The 18,391-nt window shown below is 52.0% G+C and carries 14 protein-coding genes and 2 pseudogenes; 4 read left to right on the top strand and 12 right to left on the bottom strand.

Annotated features, from left to right (window positions below; translation table 11 throughout):
- Positions 1-262: 262 nt before the first annotated feature.
- Complete coding sequence (gene prfC, locus ACQE3Y_RS15825; protein WP_250651759.1) at positions 263-1,852, bottom strand: peptide chain release factor 3; 1,590 nt, start codon at positions 1,850-1,852, stop codon at positions 263-265.
- 292 nt (positions 1,853-2,144) lie between these two features.
- Positions 2,145-3,179: a hypothetical protein gene (locus ACQE3Y_RS15820; RefSeq protein ID WP_426982058.1), complete on the bottom strand. Its 1,035-nt coding sequence runs from the start codon at positions 3,177-3,179 to the stop codon at positions 2,145-2,147.
- Between the two features lie 231 nt (positions 3,180-3,410).
- Between ACQE3Y_RS15820 and ACQE3Y_RS15815 the strand changes: the two genes are divergently transcribed.
- From ACQE3Y_RS15815 to treC, 4 genes are all read left to right on the top strand, one after another.
- A complete protein-coding gene (locus ACQE3Y_RS15815; protein WP_426974403.1) occupies positions 3,411-3,716 on the top strand; it encodes a hypothetical protein in 306 nt (101 codons plus the stop codon).
- A 45-nt stretch (positions 3,717-3,761) separates the two neighbouring features.
- Positions 3,762-4,709 carry a trehalose operon repressor TreR gene (gene treR / locus ACQE3Y_RS15810; RefSeq protein ID WP_426982057.1) on the top strand — a complete coding sequence of 316 codons (948 nt, stop codon included), beginning with the start codon at positions 3,762-3,764 and terminating at the stop codon, positions 4,707-4,709.
- Between the two features lie 125 nt (positions 4,710-4,834).
- The gene (gene treB / locus ACQE3Y_RS15805; protein ID WP_426974554.1) at positions 4,835-6,253 is read left to right on the top strand and encodes a PTS trehalose transporter subunit IIBC; all 1,419 of its coding nucleotides are present in this window, start codon (positions 4,835-4,837) and stop codon (positions 6,251-6,253) included.
- Positions 6,254-6,301: 48 nt separating this feature from the next.
- On the top strand, positions 6,302-7,993 hold the full coding sequence (gene treC / locus ACQE3Y_RS15800) for an alpha,alpha-phosphotrehalase (RefSeq protein WP_426982056.1): 1,692 nt from the start codon (positions 6,302-6,304) through the stop codon (positions 7,991-7,993).
- 60 nt (positions 7,994-8,053) lie between these two features.
- Here the strand turns inward: treC and ACQE3Y_RS15795 are convergent.
- The 10 genes and pseudogenes from ACQE3Y_RS15795 to tssI all read right to left on the bottom strand — a co-directional run.
- Positions 8,054-8,323 (bottom strand): annotated as a pseudogene (locus ACQE3Y_RS15795) (integrase core domain-containing protein); the annotation flags it as partial.
- A gap of 146 nt (positions 8,324-8,469) precedes the next feature.
- Positions 8,470-9,039, bottom strand: a complete 570-nt coding sequence (locus ACQE3Y_RS15790; protein ID WP_426982055.1) for a thiamine pyrophosphate-dependent enzyme — start codon at positions 9,037-9,039, stop codon at positions 8,470-8,472.
- A gap of 126 nt (positions 9,040-9,165) precedes the next feature.
- The gene (locus ACQE3Y_RS15785; RefSeq protein ID WP_426982054.1) at positions 9,166-9,534 is read right to left on the bottom strand and encodes a hypothetical protein; all 369 of its coding nucleotides are present in this window, start codon (positions 9,532-9,534) and stop codon (positions 9,166-9,168) included.
- A 100-nt stretch (positions 9,535-9,634) separates the two neighbouring features.
- Positions 9,635-9,850 (bottom strand): hypothetical protein, encoded by a 216-nt coding sequence (locus tag ACQE3Y_RS15780; protein ID WP_426982053.1) that lies wholly within the window; start codon positions 9,848-9,850, stop codon positions 9,635-9,637.
- Positions 9,851-9,867: 17 nt separating this feature from the next.
- Positions 9,868-10,530: pseudogene (locus ACQE3Y_RS15775) on the bottom strand (RHS repeat-associated core domain-containing protein); the annotation flags it as partial.
- Positions 10,531-10,672: 142 nt separating this feature from the next.
- The gene (locus tag ACQE3Y_RS15770; protein WP_426982052.1) at positions 10,673-11,044 is read right to left on the bottom strand and encodes a hypothetical protein; all 372 of its coding nucleotides are present in this window, start codon (positions 11,042-11,044) and stop codon (positions 10,673-10,675) included.
- Entirely contained in the window at positions 11,041-15,489 is a 4,449-nt protein-coding gene (locus ACQE3Y_RS15765; protein ID WP_426982051.1) for an RHS repeat-associated core domain-containing protein, read from the bottom strand. The genes ACQE3Y_RS15770 and ACQE3Y_RS15765 overlap by 4 nt, the downstream gene beginning before the upstream one ends.
- Before the next feature lie 3 nt (positions 15,490-15,492).
- Positions 15,493-15,933 carry a DcrB-related protein gene (locus ACQE3Y_RS15760; RefSeq protein WP_426982050.1) on the bottom strand — a complete coding sequence of 147 codons (441 nt, stop codon included), beginning with the start codon at positions 15,931-15,933 and terminating at the stop codon, positions 15,493-15,495.
- Between the two features lie 315 nt (positions 15,934-16,248).
- On the bottom strand, positions 16,249-16,971 hold the full coding sequence (locus ACQE3Y_RS15755; protein ID WP_426982049.1) for a hypothetical protein: 723 nt from the start codon (positions 16,969-16,971) through the stop codon (positions 16,249-16,251).
- Positions 16,968-18,391 (bottom strand): type VI secretion system tip protein TssI/VgrG (tssI, locus tag ACQE3Y_RS15750; protein WP_426982048.1); only part of this gene is annotated, 1,424 nt, incomplete at its 5' end. The genes ACQE3Y_RS15755 and tssI, both read right to left, overlap by 4 nt.

The raw sequence follows: 18,391 nt of genomic DNA, 5'->3' as shown, positions 1-18,391 counted from the left end.
AACCGTAAGCGTAGCGGCAACAACCCCATGTGCCGCTTAAATGGATGTCGGGAGGCTTTCGCCGCCGCTTTTTGCATCCGACAAACTAAGCATAGTCAAGGATTGGCATTCGTCGCGTTTTTTTGGTTAAAAAACAGTTAAGAAGGCGTTTTTGAGGACTTTTTAAGAGGAGTCTGTAGCGAAGGCGGATAAATTTGCGCTGGTACTATAAAAACGCATCGCGAAGGAGAGTACGGCCTCCGCGATGCGTGAACAACGCTGATTAATGTTCGCGCGTTTTGCGGAACAGCACTTCAGGATAGCGCTCCTGCGTGAGGTTGAGGTTAACCATGGTCGGCGCGATGTAGGTCAGGTTATCGCCGCCATCCAGCGCCAGATTGACTTCATTCTTACGCTGGAATTCGTCGAACTTTTTCACATCGTCGCATTCAACCCAGCGCGCGGTCGAAACGTTAACCGATTCGTAAATCGCTTCCACGTTGTACTCGCTTTTCAGGCGCGCCACGACCACGTCAAACTGCAGCACACCTACCGCACCCACAATCAGATCGTTATTGGATACCGGACGGAACACCTGTACCGCACCCTCTTCTGACAGCTGCACCAGCCCTTTTAACAGCTGCTTCTGCTTCAGCGGATCGCGCAGGCGAATACGACGGAACAGTTCTGGCGCGAAGTTCGGAATACCGGTGAACTTCATGTTTTCGCCCTGCGTAAAGGTATCGCCAATCTGAATGGTGCCGTGGTTATGCAGACCGATAATGTCGCCGGGGAAGGCTTCTTCAACGTGCGAACGGTCGCCCGCCATAAAGGTAAGCGCATCGGAAATGACCACATCTTTACCGGTACGCACCTGACGCAGCTTCATGCCCTTCTCGTACTTACCCGAGACAACGCGCATAAAGGCGACGCGGTCGCGGTGTTTCGGATCCATGTTAGCCTGGATTTTAAACACGAAACCGGAAAACTTCTCTTCGCTGGCTTCAACGCTGCGCGTATCGCTCTGGCGCGGCATTGGCGCAGGCGCCCAGGAAACCAGGCCATCCAGCATATGATCAACGCCGAAGTTGCCCAGCGCGGTACCGAAGAACACCGGCGTCAGCTCACCCTGCAAAAACGCTTCCTGCTCAAACTCATGCGAAGCGCCCTGCACCAGCTCCAGTTCGTCACGCAGCTGCGCTGCCAGATCTTCGCCGACCGCGCTGTCCAGCTCAGGGTTGTTCAGCCCTTTGATGGTGCGCACTTCCTGAATGGTATGGCCTTTACCGGTCTGATACAGATAGGTTTCATCGTTATAGAGATGATAAACGCCTTTGAACAGCTTGCCGCAGCCGATTGGCCAGGTAATGGGTGCGCAGGCGATTTTCAGCTCGTTTTCAACTTCGTCCAGCAGCTCCATCGGATCGCGGATATCACGGTCCAGCTTGTTCATAAAAGTCAGGATCGGCGTATCGCGCAGACGCGTAACTTCCATCAGCTTACGGGTACGATCTTCAACCCCTTTCGCCGCGTCGATTACCATCAGACAGCAGTCAACGGCGGTCAGGGTACGATAGGTATCTTCAGAGAAGTCTTCGTGCCCCGGCGTATCCAGCAGGTTGACCAGGCTATCGCGGTAGGGAAACTGCATTACCGAGGTAGTAATCGAGATCCCGCGCTGTTTCTCCATTTCCATCCAGTCAGATTTGGCATGCTGATTAGAGCCACGGCCTTTTACCGTACCGGCGGTCTGGATCGCCTGTCCGAACAGCAGGACTTTTTCGGTAATGGTGGTTTTACCGGCATCGGGGTGAGAAATGATAGCGAAGGTACGACGACGCGACACTTCTTGCAAAAATGTGGTATTAGACATCGGAGTTCTTCTGTTGATGCCGTGACGCGACATTATTGCAGGCGTCACAGCCGTTAATTCATGAGGGCCTGCGACATTGCCAGGCCCGGCACCGGAACCATGCAGCGCACCTGAAGCCTACGCGATGTAAGCCTGGTAAATGCTGCAAAAAGACATGATGGTCTACATTGGATCCAGCCCCGTGTAACAATGTTGAAAAGTCAGGCAATGAGGCCGCATAGCTTACCTTAAGTACATAAAAAAAGCAGGCCGAAATCGCGCGTTTTCCGCAGCGGCGCGAAAAGCCCGGGCTTTATTGCACAGCATCCCGATCGGCCTGCAAATGACTAAGCCGGATAAGCGTTATCAGGCCGTTGCTGATGCGCACCGAGAGCACATTATCGCCCTGCTGCCAGCTAAGCCAGCTTTCACCGTTACGCTCATCCGCCTCGCCGGGGCCGTACTTGCGCTCAGCCTCATCAACTGTCATCCCAACATGCACCCCACGATGCGTCGCCAGCGTTGGGTTCACCAGCATGATTTCGCCCAGATAGTTGTCGTCCGGGCTGTGCTGTTTTTGCTGCCAGTTTTCATTGCTTGCCACCAGCATTAACGCATCATAGCGGTGCTGAAAGTAACGGTAAGCGGCATCGGCGTTAGGCTTTTCTTGCTGTGGCTGCAGGCGCTCCGGCGGCAGACTCATCATAATATCTTCATTCCATACCTGCCCCAACGTCAGCGCAACGCCATTGACCTGTACGGAAAAATCTTCCGCCGTGAGTTCGGCCACCGCAGGCTGCTCACTGTTTTCCAGCGGATAGAAATCGTCAGGCTCCACGCCCGCATCGGTTTGCAGCGTGCCATTGATTTTATTGGCTTTCATGAAAAACAGGTGCGGCGACGTTTCCGGATCGCCGCCGCAGGCCGGATGGTTACGGTTTTCACGCACGTCGATCAGGTAGTTTTCCGGATCATCACTGTCATCAACAAAACTCATGCTCAGGCACTCCGTGGAGAGCGGCGTAAGCTGACGCTGACGGATAGCCTGCAGGGCTGCGCTGATCACCGCATCCTGCTTTATCTCATCACTCTCTGCAGGCGCAGGCGTAACCGCGTCAGCAGCCGACTCCGGCGATAGCGTTGGCGTGCCTGTTGCTGGTGATGAGGTCGCAGGGCCTTCCGGTCCGGATAATTGATTATCTGTTGCAGAAGCGGTGGGCATCATAGAGAACTGCTCAGCCGGCGGGGTCAGGATCGCGCCGTTAATATCAGGCAGCCCGGCGGCCAGCGCGTAGCTGCCAGTTACCGCCGTGATGATCAGCAGTCGTGTTAAACAGGAAAGAAACATAGCTGTGCTCGTCAGAGTCAAAGCGCAATCCGCGCAGAAAGAGGGTTATCATTGTTATCGGCCCGCCAGGAGCCAACTGGAATTTAACAATGGCTTGCCGGAAAGAGTCAAAGAAGATCGGCGCTGTCAGCAGCTTTTTACTTTAGTTACCGGCCTTTCGCACAGAGTCATTGTTCTCAGGACAGGCATCCTCTATCTTGGTGAGTTAGTTCACTAACAGGAAGGCATCCCATGAACGACAAGAAAATGATTTCAATCGATCAGTTTAATGAAAATGAGCGAGCCGTTATAGATGAAACGTTCAGGGGGCTGGTGCAGAAATATAAACTTCGTACCGGCAAAGAGCCTGATGGTAAAAAAGAGAAAGAGTTCACCACCGAAGCCAGACAAATGGTGATGGCCATCAAGCAGAATAATGAGAAGGAAAAAGCGCTGGCGGAGAAAAAGCCGGTGCGTAGAAAGAAACCTTCTGCGCTGGCTGAAAGTGAAGTGGCAGATTTTAACTGGTCCGCCTCAATAAAACGCGGCAAAAGATAAAACTGTAGTATTGATGACTTATTGTTGTTTTCCAGGGAAGAGAGTATGCAGAACCGCCTCACCATCAAAGATATCGCGCGCTTAAGCGGCGTGGGAAAATCGACCGTGTCGCGGGTACTGAATAATGAAAGCGGGGTCAGCGAACGCACGCGTGAACGTGTTGAAGCGGTAATGAATCAGCACAGCTTCGCCCCTTCCCGCTCCGCGCGAGCCATGCGTGGACAAAGCGACAAGGTGGTGGCGATTATTGTCACCCGCCTCGATTCCCTGTCGGAGAACCTCGCCGTTCAGACGATGCTGCCCACCTTTTATGAACAGGGTTATGACCCGATCATGATGGAGAGCCAGTTCTCACCGCAGTTAGTGGCAGAGCATCTGGGCATGCTGCAGCGTCGCCATATTGATGGCGTAGTACTGTTTGGTTTTACCGGCATTGATGAGGAGATACTCACGCCGTGGCAATCTTCCCTGGTGCTGCTGGCCCGGGATGCCGCTGGCTTCGCCTCCGTCTGCTACGATGATGAAGGCGCTATCTTTACCCTGATGCAACGCCTGTACGAACGCGGGCACCGTCATATCAGCTACCTCGGCGTACCGCATAGCGATGTCACCTCAGGACAGCGCCGTCACCATGCCTATCTGGCCTTCTGTCGCCAGCATAAGCTTTCTGCCGTGGCATCGTTACCCGGACTCAGCATGAAGCAGGGTTACGAGCAGGTAGCCAGCGCACTGACAGCGCAAACCACGGCCTTGGTCTGCGCCACTGATACGCTCGCACTGGGCGCAAGTAAATATTTACAGGAACAACGCATCGACAATTTACAGCTGGCAAGCGTAGGTAACACGCCGCTGATGAAGTTCCTGCATCCAGAAATTATTAGCGTCGATCCCGGCTACGCTGAATCAGGTCGTCAGGCTGCCATGCAGCTGATAGCCCAGATCAACGGCCGCAGCGAACCGCGCCAAATCATTATTCCCGCCGCGCTCTCCTGACCACCCAAACAGAAATTATTGTGATCCCCGGCCGGTTTCGGGAACGTTCCCGTTTTACCCGTTGTGCTTAAAGAGTAGGCTTGCGCTCACCCTATACCCCCTCCCATCAGTCATGAGGTTTCATGATGAGCAAAGTAAAACAATCGGATATCGACCAGCTGATCGTGCTGGTTGGCGGGCGCGACAACATCGCCACCGTCAGCCACTGTATTACCCGTTTACGCTTTGTGTTGAACGATCCCGCCAAAGCCGATCCCAAAGCCATAGAGACACTCTCGATGGTAAAAGGCTGCTTCACTAACGCCGGACAGTTTCAGGTGGTAATTGGCACTGACGTCGGCGATTACTACAAGGTGCTACTGGCAACCACAGGCCATTCACGCACGGATAAAGAACAAGCCAAAAAAGCGGCGCGTCAGAACATGAAGTGGTATGAGCAGCTGATTTCGCATTTCGCAGAGATTTTTTTCCCGCTGCTGCCTGCGCTGATCAGCGGAGGTTTGATTCTTGGCTTTCGTAACGTCATTGGCGATGTACCACTCAGCGACGGCAAAACGCTGGCGCAGCTCTATCCGGCGCTGCAGAGTATCTATGATTTCCTGTGGCTGATTGGCGAAGCTATTTTCTTCTACCTGCCGGTGGGGGTTTGCTGGTCAGCAGTACGTAAAATGGGCGGCACGCCTATCCTTGGCATCGTACTGGGTATCACGCTTGTCTCTCCGCAATTAATGAACGCATACCTGTTGGGCCAGCAGGCGCCGGAAGTATGGCATTTTGGCCTGTTCACTATTGCTAAAGTAGGCTATCAGGCGCAGGTGATCCCGGCCTTACTGGCGGGCCTGACGCTGGGCTTTATTGAGATCCAGTTAAAACGCATCGTGCCGAGCTATCTCTATCTGGTGCTGGTGCCGGTCTGTTCATTGCTTATCGCGGTGTTTCTGGCTCACGCCTTTATCGGCCCGCTGGGACGTATGATTGGTGACGGCGTTGCCTTTGCGGTACGTCACCTGATGACCGGCAGCTTCGCGCCGATTGGCGCTGCGCTGTTTGGCTTCTTGTATGCTCCGCTGGTGATCACCGGCGTGCATCAGACCACTCTTGCCATTGATATGCAGATGATCCAGAGCCTGGGCGGTACGCCGCTTTGGCCAGTGATTGCACTGTCGAATATCGCCCAGGCCTCGGCGGTAACCGGTATTATTATTGTCAGCCGTAAACATAACGAACGTGAGATCTCGGTTCCGGCGGCAATTTCTGCTTACCTCGGCGTCACCGAACCGGCGATGTACGGCATCAACCTGAAATACCGCTTTCCTATGCTCTGCGCGATGATCGGCTCGGGGCTGGCAGGGCTGCTGTGCGGGCTGAACGGCGTGATCGCGAACGGTATTGGCGTCGGCGGCTTGCCGGGCATCCTCTCGATCCAGCCAACCTACTGGCAGGTGTTCTCTATGGCAATGGCAGTGGCGATTGTGGTTCCGATGGTGCTGACTACGGTGATCTATCAGCGTAAATTTCATCAGGGCACGTTACAGGTTGTCTGACTTTTTCAGGGCGCAGTTGCGCCCTTTTTGCATTTGCAGGAATGAATAATGAGTACATATCCCCACTGGTGGCAGAACGGCGTTATCTATCAAATTTATCCCAAAAGCTTTCAGGACACGACCGGACGCGGTACCGGCGATCTGCGCGGCATTCTTTCACGCCTCGATTATCTGCAAACCCTGGGCATTGATGCCATCTGGCTGACACCGTTCTATATCTCTCCGCAGGTAGATAATGGCTACGATGTGGCGAACTATACCGCCATCGATCCCGCCTACGGCACGCTGAACGATTTTGATGAGCTGGTGGAACAGGCACATGCCCGGAACATCCGCATCGTACTGGATATGGTGTTTAACCACACTTCTACGCAGCACGCGTGGTTTCGCGAAGCGCTGAACAAAGAGAGCACTTACCGCGATTTCTATATCTGGCGTGACGGTACGCCGCAGACGCTGCCGAATAACTGGCAATCTAAATTCGGCGGCAACGCCTGGCGCTGGCATGCGGAGAGCGGCCAGTATTATTTGCACCTGTTTGCGCCGGAGCAGGCGGATCTTAACTGGGAGAACCCAGAAGTACGCAGCGAGTTAAAAAAAGTCTGTGAGTTCTGGGCCGATCGGGGCGTGGATGGCCTGCGCCTTGATGTGATCAATCTTGTTTCTAAAGATCAGGATTTCCCCAGCGATCCGCTCGGCGATGGCCGCCGCTTCTATACTGACGGACCGCGCATTCACCAATACCTTCAGGAGATGAGCCGCGACGTATTTACCCCGCGTAACCTGATGACCGTAGGTGAGATGTCTTCAACTTCGCTGGAGAACTGCCAGCAATACGCTGCGCTGGACGGGCGGGAACTGTCGATGACCTTTAACTTTCATCATCTGAAGGTCGATTACCCGGGCGGCGAGAAGTGGACACTGGCAAAGCCTGATTGCATTGCGCTGAAAACCCTGTTCCGCCACTGGCAGCAGGGAATGCACAATGTCGCCTGGAATGCGCTGTTCTGGTGTAACCATGATCAGCCGCGCGTCGTATCGCGTTTCGGCGATGAGGGAGAGTATCGGATGCAGGCGGCAAAGATGCTGGCGATGGTGCTGCACGGTATGCAGGGCACGCCCTATATCTATCAGGGCGAAGAGATCGGCATGACCAACCCGCACTTTAGCCGTATTACCGACTATCGCGATGTGGAAAGCCACAACATGTTTGCCGCCCTGCGAGCACAGGGACGGGATGCCGACGAACTGCTGGCGATTCTGGCAAGCAAGTCGCGCGATAATGGTCGCACGCCGATGCAGTGGGACGCCTCGCCCAACGCAGGCTTTACCAGCGGCGAGCCGTGGATTGGATTATGTGATAATGCGGCAGACATCAATGTTGAAGCCGCGCTTAATGATCCAAATTCGGTGTTTTATACCTATCAGCGGTTAATTGCATTACGCAAAACCTTGCCGGTGTTAACCTGGGGCGATTACCAGGATCGGCTGCCAGACCATCCAGCGCTATGGTGCTATTGCCGCCACTGGCAAGGAGAAACGCTAATGGTAGTGGCGAATCTGAGCCGCGAGTGCCAGCCATGGCAGCCGGATCCTGTTGAAGGTGAGTGGCAGATGCTGATAAGCAGTTATGCCGAAACCGCCGCCCGACCTGACGCGATGACGCTACGCCCGTTTGAGGCAGTGTGGTGGCATCATTGTTGCGCTAATAGCGGAAAAGCACAGCGGTTGTTGGAATAATGCAGGAAGGGAAAAAAGAGGCATGGAATCTATCCCACACAAAACATAAATAGAACTTTTTTAGTTCCATGTATTTTTATACCTCCCGGCCAAATGAAGTTGTCGGCGGTATTCCTGCGGCGTCAGATTATTCAGTGATTCATGTGGCTATTCACAGTTATATTCTGACAACTATCTTTCAGTGATTCCCCGTACTTCATTCAATGTTCTGAACAGATAAAAATCCAGAACCTCTGTCCGGTACGTCTGGTTAAACCTTTCGATAAAGGTATTCTGCGTCAGTTTTGCTGGCCTGATAGATTTTAGTTTTGCAGCGTGCTCTTCTGCCCACAAGCAAGATGATCATGTCGGAAGATCTCCAAATATCAATGGCACTATTATATGAGATACTTGCAGGTCACCACTTAGTTTTTGATGGTTGAAAAAGATACAATGACTTAACGCCCTGTCTGGGAAGTTGAAAATTTCTTTTCCCCTTAAAGATTTGTTACCCGAGGATTGCGACCCAATATTTGTAACGCATCGACTGGGATATCAATGAGCAAAGATTTCATTGATTTCCCGGTTGCTTTATCCAGCAAGAAGCTCAGATTACTCAAATTAGGTGCAAGCTGCTCGGCTTCCCAGCCGCAAGCTCGTGCGATTGCGCAATAATCTAACCGCTTGAGGCAGGCATGATAATTTTTTTCTTCAATTTCCGGCAAAATGATGGGCAGACCCTGTTCGACGATCGAGAAACTGGCGTTATTGATAAGAAAAATCACTAATCCTAATTCACTCGCTTCCCCCAATGAACCGGAAAATAGCCGGAAGCATCCATCATCAGTAAAAAGAAATACTGGACGTGTTGGCAATGAAAGTTTCGCCCCAACAGTTGCGCCGAACGCGCCGCCCATAGCTGAACCGCGGTAGAGCGAATAAAAGTGAATATTGTTATTTGGACGCTGGGTAACATATTGCCTGTCTTTGTAAGACAGGCAATCATCATCAAACCCAATAGAACCCGCTGGCCACCAACGATCAAGTTGTTGATAAAGAACGGCCATGTCAACATAACCAGAGCGGGGAGGCGTATATTGGCAGTGGTTAAGATTATTAGGGGCTAAGGGAGAGGAAATGTTGCTGAATGGCCGTTGTTGTGCCGCAGCCAGAAGGCTACGCAATTATAACTATTAGTTAGCGCCTAAATAACCATCAACAGATTTTTCTATGTTATTTAAAACACCAGTAATAGGATGGAGGTAATCGTTATACATTTCTGCATATTTCCGGGAAAAGCCCCGCAGAGGATTATTGAATAAATCATCATCAACAACTTTTAATTTTAGCCTATCAAGGTCAGCAATTAAATCTTTCAAACCTCCTTTTTTTTCATTATTCATTACATTTTCAATATAAGCAGTTGTTTTATCTATTTCGCTTAAAAGATTGAATTTTTTCATTATTTTATCAAAGATAACGGAACATCCCTTTTCGGAAGGCAATAATTTCAATGCCCCTCCCTTGCCATACTCAGAATATACACTGGTAAAAAAGTTCATACCTTAGTTCTTTGCCACCATTAGCAAGTGGGACTTTTACTTGAGGAACACCCTCCGTCTTTTGCCATCAATCCCAGAAGCTGCTCTCCAAAATTTGGCATTAAAATAAAGGCTTATACTTTTGTTCTCTGTTTTGTATTTCGATTATAACTTCATAGGCATCCTGCGGACTTTTCATAGCTTTAGTAACCTCCTCTTCGCTAATTTCAGATTGTCTTTCTTTACCGGCTAATTCACCTGAATCATATCTTATATAGAATCTATTATCTGTCCTTATAATATCTATACCATATTTGCTAAAAGTCATTTTTTCCATTTTCCTTCTCATCAAAATTATAATTTAACTTTAGTTAGCTTGTTTATTATCGCCTCGGAGGCAGGCGTCTGGTCAATAACTTTTTCTGGAATCCCTCCTGAATTTTTTCCGCCCGGAAGCCAGAATCCGTTTGCTCCTGGCTCATTACCAGAGGGCATTAGTAATCCTGTAGGATTCGGAATATCAATCCTTACACGTGCATAGCCAAGGTCTCCGGGGCTTAGGCCAAGCAAATGTTCAAGCTTAGAAACATTCCCTCCTGATTTCGCAATAAGATCATCTGCAACATGTTTCGGCATGACAAAATGCCCACCGGAAGGGCTAATTTCAGCGCGGTTAACCCCCCACGTGATCTTTGATACTCCGCCACTAAATTGTCCTAAATGCTGCCTTATGTGCGATACATCTAAATATGATGCCGGGTTTGGAAAGTTTGGCTTTATCTTCCCTTTTACTGATCTATAGGCCTTAGCAGCGGCTCTTCTAGAGGAGAAAATCCCTTTTGTTTTGCTCTGAAAATTATTCCAACTGTTCTTGCATGACAATCCTAACGGGTCGATCCACCCCAGCGCATTCGGCGCATACTGATACAGGTTCAGCCCGCCCGCCCGCCCTATCGGGTCGGGCTGGGTAAACCGGCCGCTGTCCGGGTCGTAGTACCTGAACAGGTTATAGTGCAGGCTCGCCCTTTAATATTAGTAAATTACAGACTATTGAAATTTTTTCTATCTAATTACTGACTAATCTTAAAAAAATCATCACTATATCCTTCTGGATTACATAAAATCTCAAAAATTGCTGAAGCTTATATTATAAATACCCTTACCCAAAAATACCAATAAGGTTAGAAATATACCTGGCAGGCTGGACCTCAGAGAAAGTAAAAAAAATAAAAAGTTTATGTTTATGAAGGGAGCATTCGCTTTCAAAAAAATTTATTGCCTCGCCTTTATAACTATAGTAACCATTTTTTTTTGGATTCTCTTTTACTCCTTTGATACGCTTAGCAATTTCTTTTTTAAATGACTCATTTTCTAAATCAAAGCGCTTAGAATTAAATAGCGTAAAAATCACTTGGCTGCCGCAAAATGGGCAATCAATAAAGTTTTGCTTATGGACAAAATCGCTTTCAAACCCATCATGCAATAATAAGCTTTTTCCCATAAAGTTTTTTATTAACCTGAATTCACTCATAGCTTTTTTAATACTCCATCTTTTATAAGGTCTTCAACGAAATCATGTGTTTCATATTGCCAACCCATACCAGCTTTCCCAAACCAAGGTATCGCAGGTCCAGCATCAACCTCATAATGTTTCAATACCACATAAGTAGATAATGGTTTTTTTAGCGTATTATCTGGAAGGGCACGCCCTCCAAATGAGGAGCCTGCCGGTGACAAGAAGGTGCCTGTATCCCGAAAACCACTTTCATCAGTCCAGCCACCATAACGATCAACTTTAGTTCCGGGCGTAAGTGTTATTTTCGTCGCATTAACGAAACCGCGATTTGGTGGCCAAGCACCCTCGCCCATAAATTTTTCTAACGCTGGCCAATCTTGATTTTTCCATAGTTTATAGGCCTTAGAAGCCTCGGTTCTTGAAGCAAATTGACGTTTATTTGATTTCGCCTGAAAATCATTCCAACTATTTCTACAACTCAGCCCCCACGGGTCGATCCACGACAACGCATTCGGCGCATACTGATAGAGATTTATCCCACCCACCAGCCCTATCGGGTCGGGCTGGGTAAACCGGCCGCTGTCCGGGTCGTAGTACCTGAACAGGTTATAGTGCAGCCCGGTGTCACGGTCAAGATACTGTCCCTGCATCCGCAGGTTCTGTGCGAACCCCGGTCCCTGCAGCGGCGTTTCCCGCAGCAGCTTACCCCAGGCGCTGTTCTGTACTTCCCAGCGCAGCTCCCCTTCCGCATCCGTCAGCCGCTCCGGCGTGCCGTTCGGCTGGCAGTGGAACCAGTAAACCTCCGGGTCCGTTACGCCATCAATGCGCGCCAGCGGTTCATAACTTCCCTCATCGCTGTAGACATACGTCAGCGGCACCCCGTCATGGATTTCCTGCAGCAGCCGGAAGCCGTCCCACACAAAGCGCGTGGTCACCGCCTGGCCCTGCGGCTGTCCGTTCAGCAGCTGGCGGCGCGTTTTGCTGATGCGCCGTCCCAGCGGGTCGTAGCGGAAGCTTACCTGCGTCTGCGGCCTGTTACGGTCCTTTGGCTCACACAGCACTTCCGTCAGCCGGTGTTCGCCATCGTAACGGTAGCGCCAGCGCATCCGCGCGCTCTCTTTCTCCGTGGTGCGCCCGTGAAGGTCATAACGCCAGCGGATGCCGTTCAGCTGTGTCACCCGGTTATGGCGCACCGGCGGCAACGCTGCCTGCTCTAGCGGGTTGCCCGCCGCATCCCAGCACCACTGCTCCTGCTGCATGCCATCCTGCGTCAGCAGCCGTCCGCTGCCGTCATACTGCCAGCGAGTGGCATTAAACGGATTATCGTCGCGCTCTTCACGCACCGGCTGGTTGCGCCAGTCATAGTCCCACCGCCGTGACCAGCGACGCGGAGCCGGACGCTGCGCATGTCCGGTAAACACGTCCCGCCGCTGTAGCCGTCCCAGACGGTCATACGCCGTGCGGCTGGTCAGCAGCCCCTGGGTCCGGCTCACCTCGCGGTGCAGCTCATCGCGCGTGAAGTCGCTGACCGGCAGGCCGTCCAGCGCAATGCTCAGCAGGTGGCCGCTGCCGTAATAAAGGTGCTTGAGCTGACGCCCGTCCGGCAGCTCAAGCACGGTGCGGTTACCCAGGGCATCGTAAGTGCGCTTCAGCGCGCCGTTTTCGCCCTGCTCGCTGATAACGCGCCCCAGCGCATCATACTCAAACGTCAGCTCCTGCTCGGCTTCGCGGCTCCAGGCATTATCGCCCAGCGCTGCATGCTGCGTAATGCGTCCCGGCAGCCCGCTGCCGGTATAATGCCAGCGCGTCTGCCCTTCCGGCGTGGTGCGCGCCAGCAGCTGACCGGCTGCGCTCCAGGAAAAAGTGTGGGTAATGGCTTCGGGATGACCGGCTGCAAAGGTACGCGAAACCGTGCGCCCGCAGGCATCATAACCGTAACGGGTGATCATCCCGTCCAGCCCGGCCTCTTCCAGCAGCAGCGAGTCAGCACCCCAGCGAAAGCGGTAAGCTTCACCGTTCTCGTTATGCAACGCCGTTAGCCTGCCGCGGCTGTCCCAGCTGCGGCGGACCTCTTCGCCCAGCGCATTACGCGTGGCAATCAGACGCCCGGCTGCGTCATAGCTGAACTCGCTGCGTTTTCCGTCTGCGGCTTCATGTGCCTGCGGCAGGCCGTTGCTGCTCCAGCTGAGCGACTCCTGCCAGCCCTCCGCACGTTCAAGCTGCACCGGGCGTCCGGCTGCATCATAGCGATAACGCGTCTCTTCGCCGTCAGGGGTAATTACCACTTCAGGCCAGCCGAGCGGATGGTAACGCCAGCGCGTTATGCGACCGGAACAGTCGGTGGCGCGAATAACCTGCCCCGCCTCGTTATATTCCTGATAACGCGTGTTACCAGCCGCATCAACCTCCTCGGTTACCTGACCATAGTCGTCACGACGGTAAAGCGTGCTCTGTCCCAGTGCATCGACAATTCGTGCCAGGCCATGGTGTTCATCATAATAAAACCAGGTGGTTGCGCCATCCGGCGCGCTGATGGAGGCGGGCAGCGCCCGGTGTTCCAGCCAGCGAGTCGTCTGCGTATTGCCGTCAGCGTCCGTTTCCTGTACCCGGTTACCCATTTCGTCATAAACAAAACTGACGACATTACCAAGCGGATCGATGCGCCGCGTCAGCTGCTCGTTCTCATCCCACTCGTAACGCCAGCTCTCGCCGCGCTCATCGACGAAACGGGTAATCAGTCCCTGCGCGTTCCAGTAGTGCTGACGAGTCTCTCCATCATACTGCGTGACGGTAGTCAGCCCTGCGGGGATGTCATAGGCGATATGGCAACCGTCGCCGGTGCTGGTACGGTTTTCCACCACCCGCCAGTGATCGAACTTTTCCCAGCGATATTCACTTTCCAGCCCGCCCGGCAGGCGATGCCAGATCATCAGCCCCTCATCGTTATAACGATATTCACGCGTGATCACGCCGCTGGCATCGGTGGCGGCGGCCAGTTGCCCGCGCACGTCGTATCGCCAGGTCATCAGCGGCCAGTGGTGCGTTCCGTCAAAATGTCTGGCAGCGGTGACACGTTCAGGGAAGCGCTCATCCTCATAGGCCAGCGTAACGTCAATGGCGCGAGGCTCATCGTGGATACGCACCAGCCGTCCGTGCTCGTCCCAGCCGGTTTCCAGACTGTTGCCATACTCATCACTGAGCGAGGCCAGCTTCAGCACGGCAGGGTTAGCACGTGTGGGCTTGAACAGCCGCCACGTCGCCCCGTCGTCATCCGCAATGGCCACGTCGCCGCTCTCATTGCGCCGGACAATGATCCCTTCACTGATGCTGTAAAAAGCCTGGTTAACCACAGGAAGCGTAAAGCGCAGCTCACGACCGGTTTCATCGAACCAGGTGACTTTGTCCCCTTCCAGCTTCAGCCAGCTGTCAAAAGCAGTGGCCCAGCCAGGGCCAAACAGTCCGCTACGCGTGGTAAGGCTGTTATAACTACGTTGCCAGCGCAGCGGAAAGCGTCCCGGCAGGGAGAAATCGAGTTCGTTCTCGTCATTCAATACCTTCACGCCCGTTGCTGCATGTACCGGATGCGACGAAGCAAATACCGCATTAACAGCCATATCCGCCAGCATGCCGCCGCCCGCTGCCGCCAGTGCGCAGGGCATGTTTTTCAGGATTGTACCGGGACGACCACGGATCAATGAAAGGGCGATCATGGTCATCGCCAGCCCGGCCATTTTACCGCTCTTGATATCGCGTACCGTCAGCGTCTCGCCGCCGATAATCACATCAGGCGAGACCTTATCCGAGACAGTGGCTTCACAGGTGGTGCGATCTTTCGCACGGACGGCGGGCTGCCCGTTAATGAAAACGCTTTTAGATCCTTCCGCCAGATACTGCGGGCCAGCATGTTTATCACAGGCGACTTTATCCTGCTCCAGCGGCGAAGCGCCTGCAGCTGCTGATGCGACGGTCGGCTGCCACATTTCACTGCCAAACTGCTGAGCAGCAGAGAGCAGCATGCCGCCATAGTCGGCAAAGCTACCTGGCGGCTGCGGTTCAGGCGGCGGCGTATTACCTGCCACAGGTGCCCCTGCTGCACGGGCTGCGGGCAGGCTGTTAATCAAAACATTGCTGGCGCCGGTAATAATTTTTCCTGCCGGAGATGGCGGAAACAAAAAATTACCGATGCCGTCGGCGGCCGTGCTGATGTCATCGGTGATGCCGGCCACGTTCGCCAGCACGCCGCCAATAATACCGCTCAGCACGCAGCTGGATCCCACGGCAGCAACGCCTGCCGCCGCCATGCCAGCCCCCAGCGCAGGTGCGGCGACGGTTGCCGCCGCGGCTACAGCCGCACCGATTAACGCATAGGCGGCACCTTCCGCCACGATACTGGTGATATCAGCAAAAACACTGGAGTGGATGATTTCGTCGCCCTGACGGGCCGCATTGTTGTCACTCATACCTTACGAATTCCGGTTAGCGTTCAGCGTCAGGCTTTGTTTAATCGCGTTCCAGAGCGGCGTATCTTCTTCACTGAAGGGGCGCTGAGCAGAAAGCGTAAAGATCAGCATCACCGGCTGGCCGCTTACCTGTACCGCCAGCTGTTTTTGCCACAGCTGCTGACCGTTACGGGTAAACGCGGTTTCCACTTCCACGGCGCGAATGTTGTTTTCCGGCCCGACGCTGACACGTTCAAAGGCGCTTTGCTGCACATCGCCCATCTGCGTACGCAATGTTTCCCACTGACGATGAAATTCCTGTTCAAAATCACTTTCGTCGGGTATCGGGCCACGGCTAATTACCAGCGACAGGCCGCTTTCTTCATCACGCAGGATATTAATAGTGGCGTCCTGCCATGCTGTGGGGAATAAGGAAAAAGAGGCTTCCTGAAGAGAATATTTCATAGTGGATCCTTGCAATGCATAAAGACCATTGTGCGGCAATGATTGAAAAACATCTCATGCGCAGTATGAGTTAATCGTTTATTTTTAGGCGTACAGTGTGGTAACTGCCATAGCTAAAATTATTCCACAATGTATTTCTTAGGGATGAAGTACTTAGAGAAACACATAATTCCGAAACTATATTAAATCTTGCGGGAATCATACTATTCAGTAGGAATTTACCTACTAATAAGAAAACCCATAAAATTATTCAAAAATGTGCCAGCATAAAAACCATTTGATTTTATCGGCACATTTCACCTGATATATTTTTACTTATTCTTTCTGCCACTTTCCATACTGCTCAACTAATATTTTATCTTCTTGCTTTACTAATAGTCGGGCAGAATTAAAGTCGACTCGATATTCAACATTACCGTTTTTGAAAGCAGCGCCAATGACCTTTTTTGTATCGATATCACTCACGGTTTTACCGGTTAATGTTAAAACACTGTTATCTTTATTCCTTACACCCAGATAATAAACCTTATCGCACACCTGAAGAAAATCACCACAACTATTGCGTATAGTGACAGTGAACTTATCAGTTAATAATGTTTTACTTACACCATTGGTGCCGCTTATTTCTTTGTCTTTATGCAGAATATAACTATCAGGGGCAGTATAATCCCCACCTTCAGGTTGTTTTAGAAGTTGCCATGACATAACACCCTGATTAATAGTAAGCTGAGCTTTGCCGCCTTTCCCTCCGAAGGATGAATTGAACTCAACAAGTGCGGAGTCACCCTGAACGATGCCAGACAGGTTGCTATCTGCCTCTTCAGGACAGTCTATGCGTGCCCCACGTCGGCTAATATAACAATAGCTTCCACTAATATTCTGTTGCGCCTGCTTTATATCCAGCGACAGGGTAGATAACGGTTGATTCTCCGTATCATCTTTTTCACCAGACCATACGCCAGTGAAAGAAGAGGAAGCAAAGGCAGATACGCTTAAAAGCACCGAGAAAAATAATGCCGATTTTAGATATAATCTCATTCCAGTTCCACCTGTGAGCAGCGATCTACACGATTAAGCCATCCCGTTAAAAATTTTGCATTCGTAGGCTTACTGTCAGCAAGACTACGGTAATACGCCTTTCTAATATCTGCAATTCTTTCGGTTAGTCTCGATGAATCCGGCACACTGTTCATCGCATCTATTGTTTTAGGCCCAATCGCACCATCAATGTTTAGATTTTGTCCAAATTCACTGTTAAGCAATTTTTGTATTTGTTTTCCTGCCCCACCTGAAGTAATAGTCCAGTCATATGACATCAATGCCAGTTTCGGATCGTTAAGATTATTAAAGCCTGATGGTTGCCAATAGCGTTTACGATAGATTATCTCTGCCTGCTCATTAGTTAGTTTTTTCAGATTAGCTAATGTAGGATCTACATTCAGATCTTCTTTTGCATACCGCTGCCAGGTTGGCCAGGCGATACCTTTATTAGTTGCACCGCCAGCATCATCAGGATCATTTACATAACCGCCTTCATTTTGGAAAATAACTGGCGATATTTTTGAAAAATTATCGCTGCTGCTTTTAGAAGGAATTGGGGAAACAAGCGTAGTCACTGCCTGATGGGCAATGGTTTCTTTCTTTACAGAGGTTGCCCCCTTACTCTGCTTTCCCGGCGTAAACTTTGCCTCCACTGCCTGTTTGATATCCTGCTTGTGATTCGGCCCTGGCGCAGAGGTGCCTGGCTGCGCGCCCGCCGTGTTCAGATTTAGCTTACCGCCACTGGTGGTGATGTTGCCATCTCCCTCCACGAACAGGTTAAAGCCTTTTCCAACAAGGTTTATCTGCCCGTTGGCGTTTAGCTCAATTGCGCTGTTCCCACATACCAGCCGGAGCTGGGAACCGGAAGCCAGCACGTACTGCTCTACTACTGCATCCTGCTTGCCCTGCCCGGTCAGGATCTCAGTTCCACCTTTTACGGCCTGCGTCTGATTCGCCTCTACCCGGTGCAGTTCATTTTTACGCACATAATGGCTGTGGTTGCTGCCGATGCTGCGTGTGGCATCGTTCTTGACGTTCACGTCCATATTGCGCTCGGCCTGGATCCACACCTGCTCTTGCCCCGCCCGGTCCTCGAAGCGCAGCACGTTGGCGTTGTCCGGCGTTCCGTCCTTTGAACGGCTCATGAACCCCATCTGCGTCGCCGCCCCCGGCAGCGCCCACGGCGGCATGCTCGCCGCGTTGTACACCCGACCCGTCACTATCGGACGGTCCGGGTCACCGTTGATGAAGTCCACCACCACCTCGTCGTTCACCCGCGGTATCTGCACCCCGCCGTAGCCCTGGCCCGCCCACGCGCTCGACACCCGCACCCAGCACGAGCTCGTCTCGTCTCCCTTCGACTCCCGGTCCCAGTGGAACTTCACCTTGATGCGCCCGTAGCGGTCGGTGTATATCG

The organism is Pantoea sp. FN0305 (assembly GCF_050113845.1).
GTDB lineage: Bacteria > Pseudomonadota > Gammaproteobacteria > Enterobacterales > Enterobacteriaceae > Mixta > Mixta alhagi.
The sequence above is the reverse complement of the archived record's forward strand: the minus strand, read 5'-3'. Positions and strand labels throughout refer to the sequence as shown.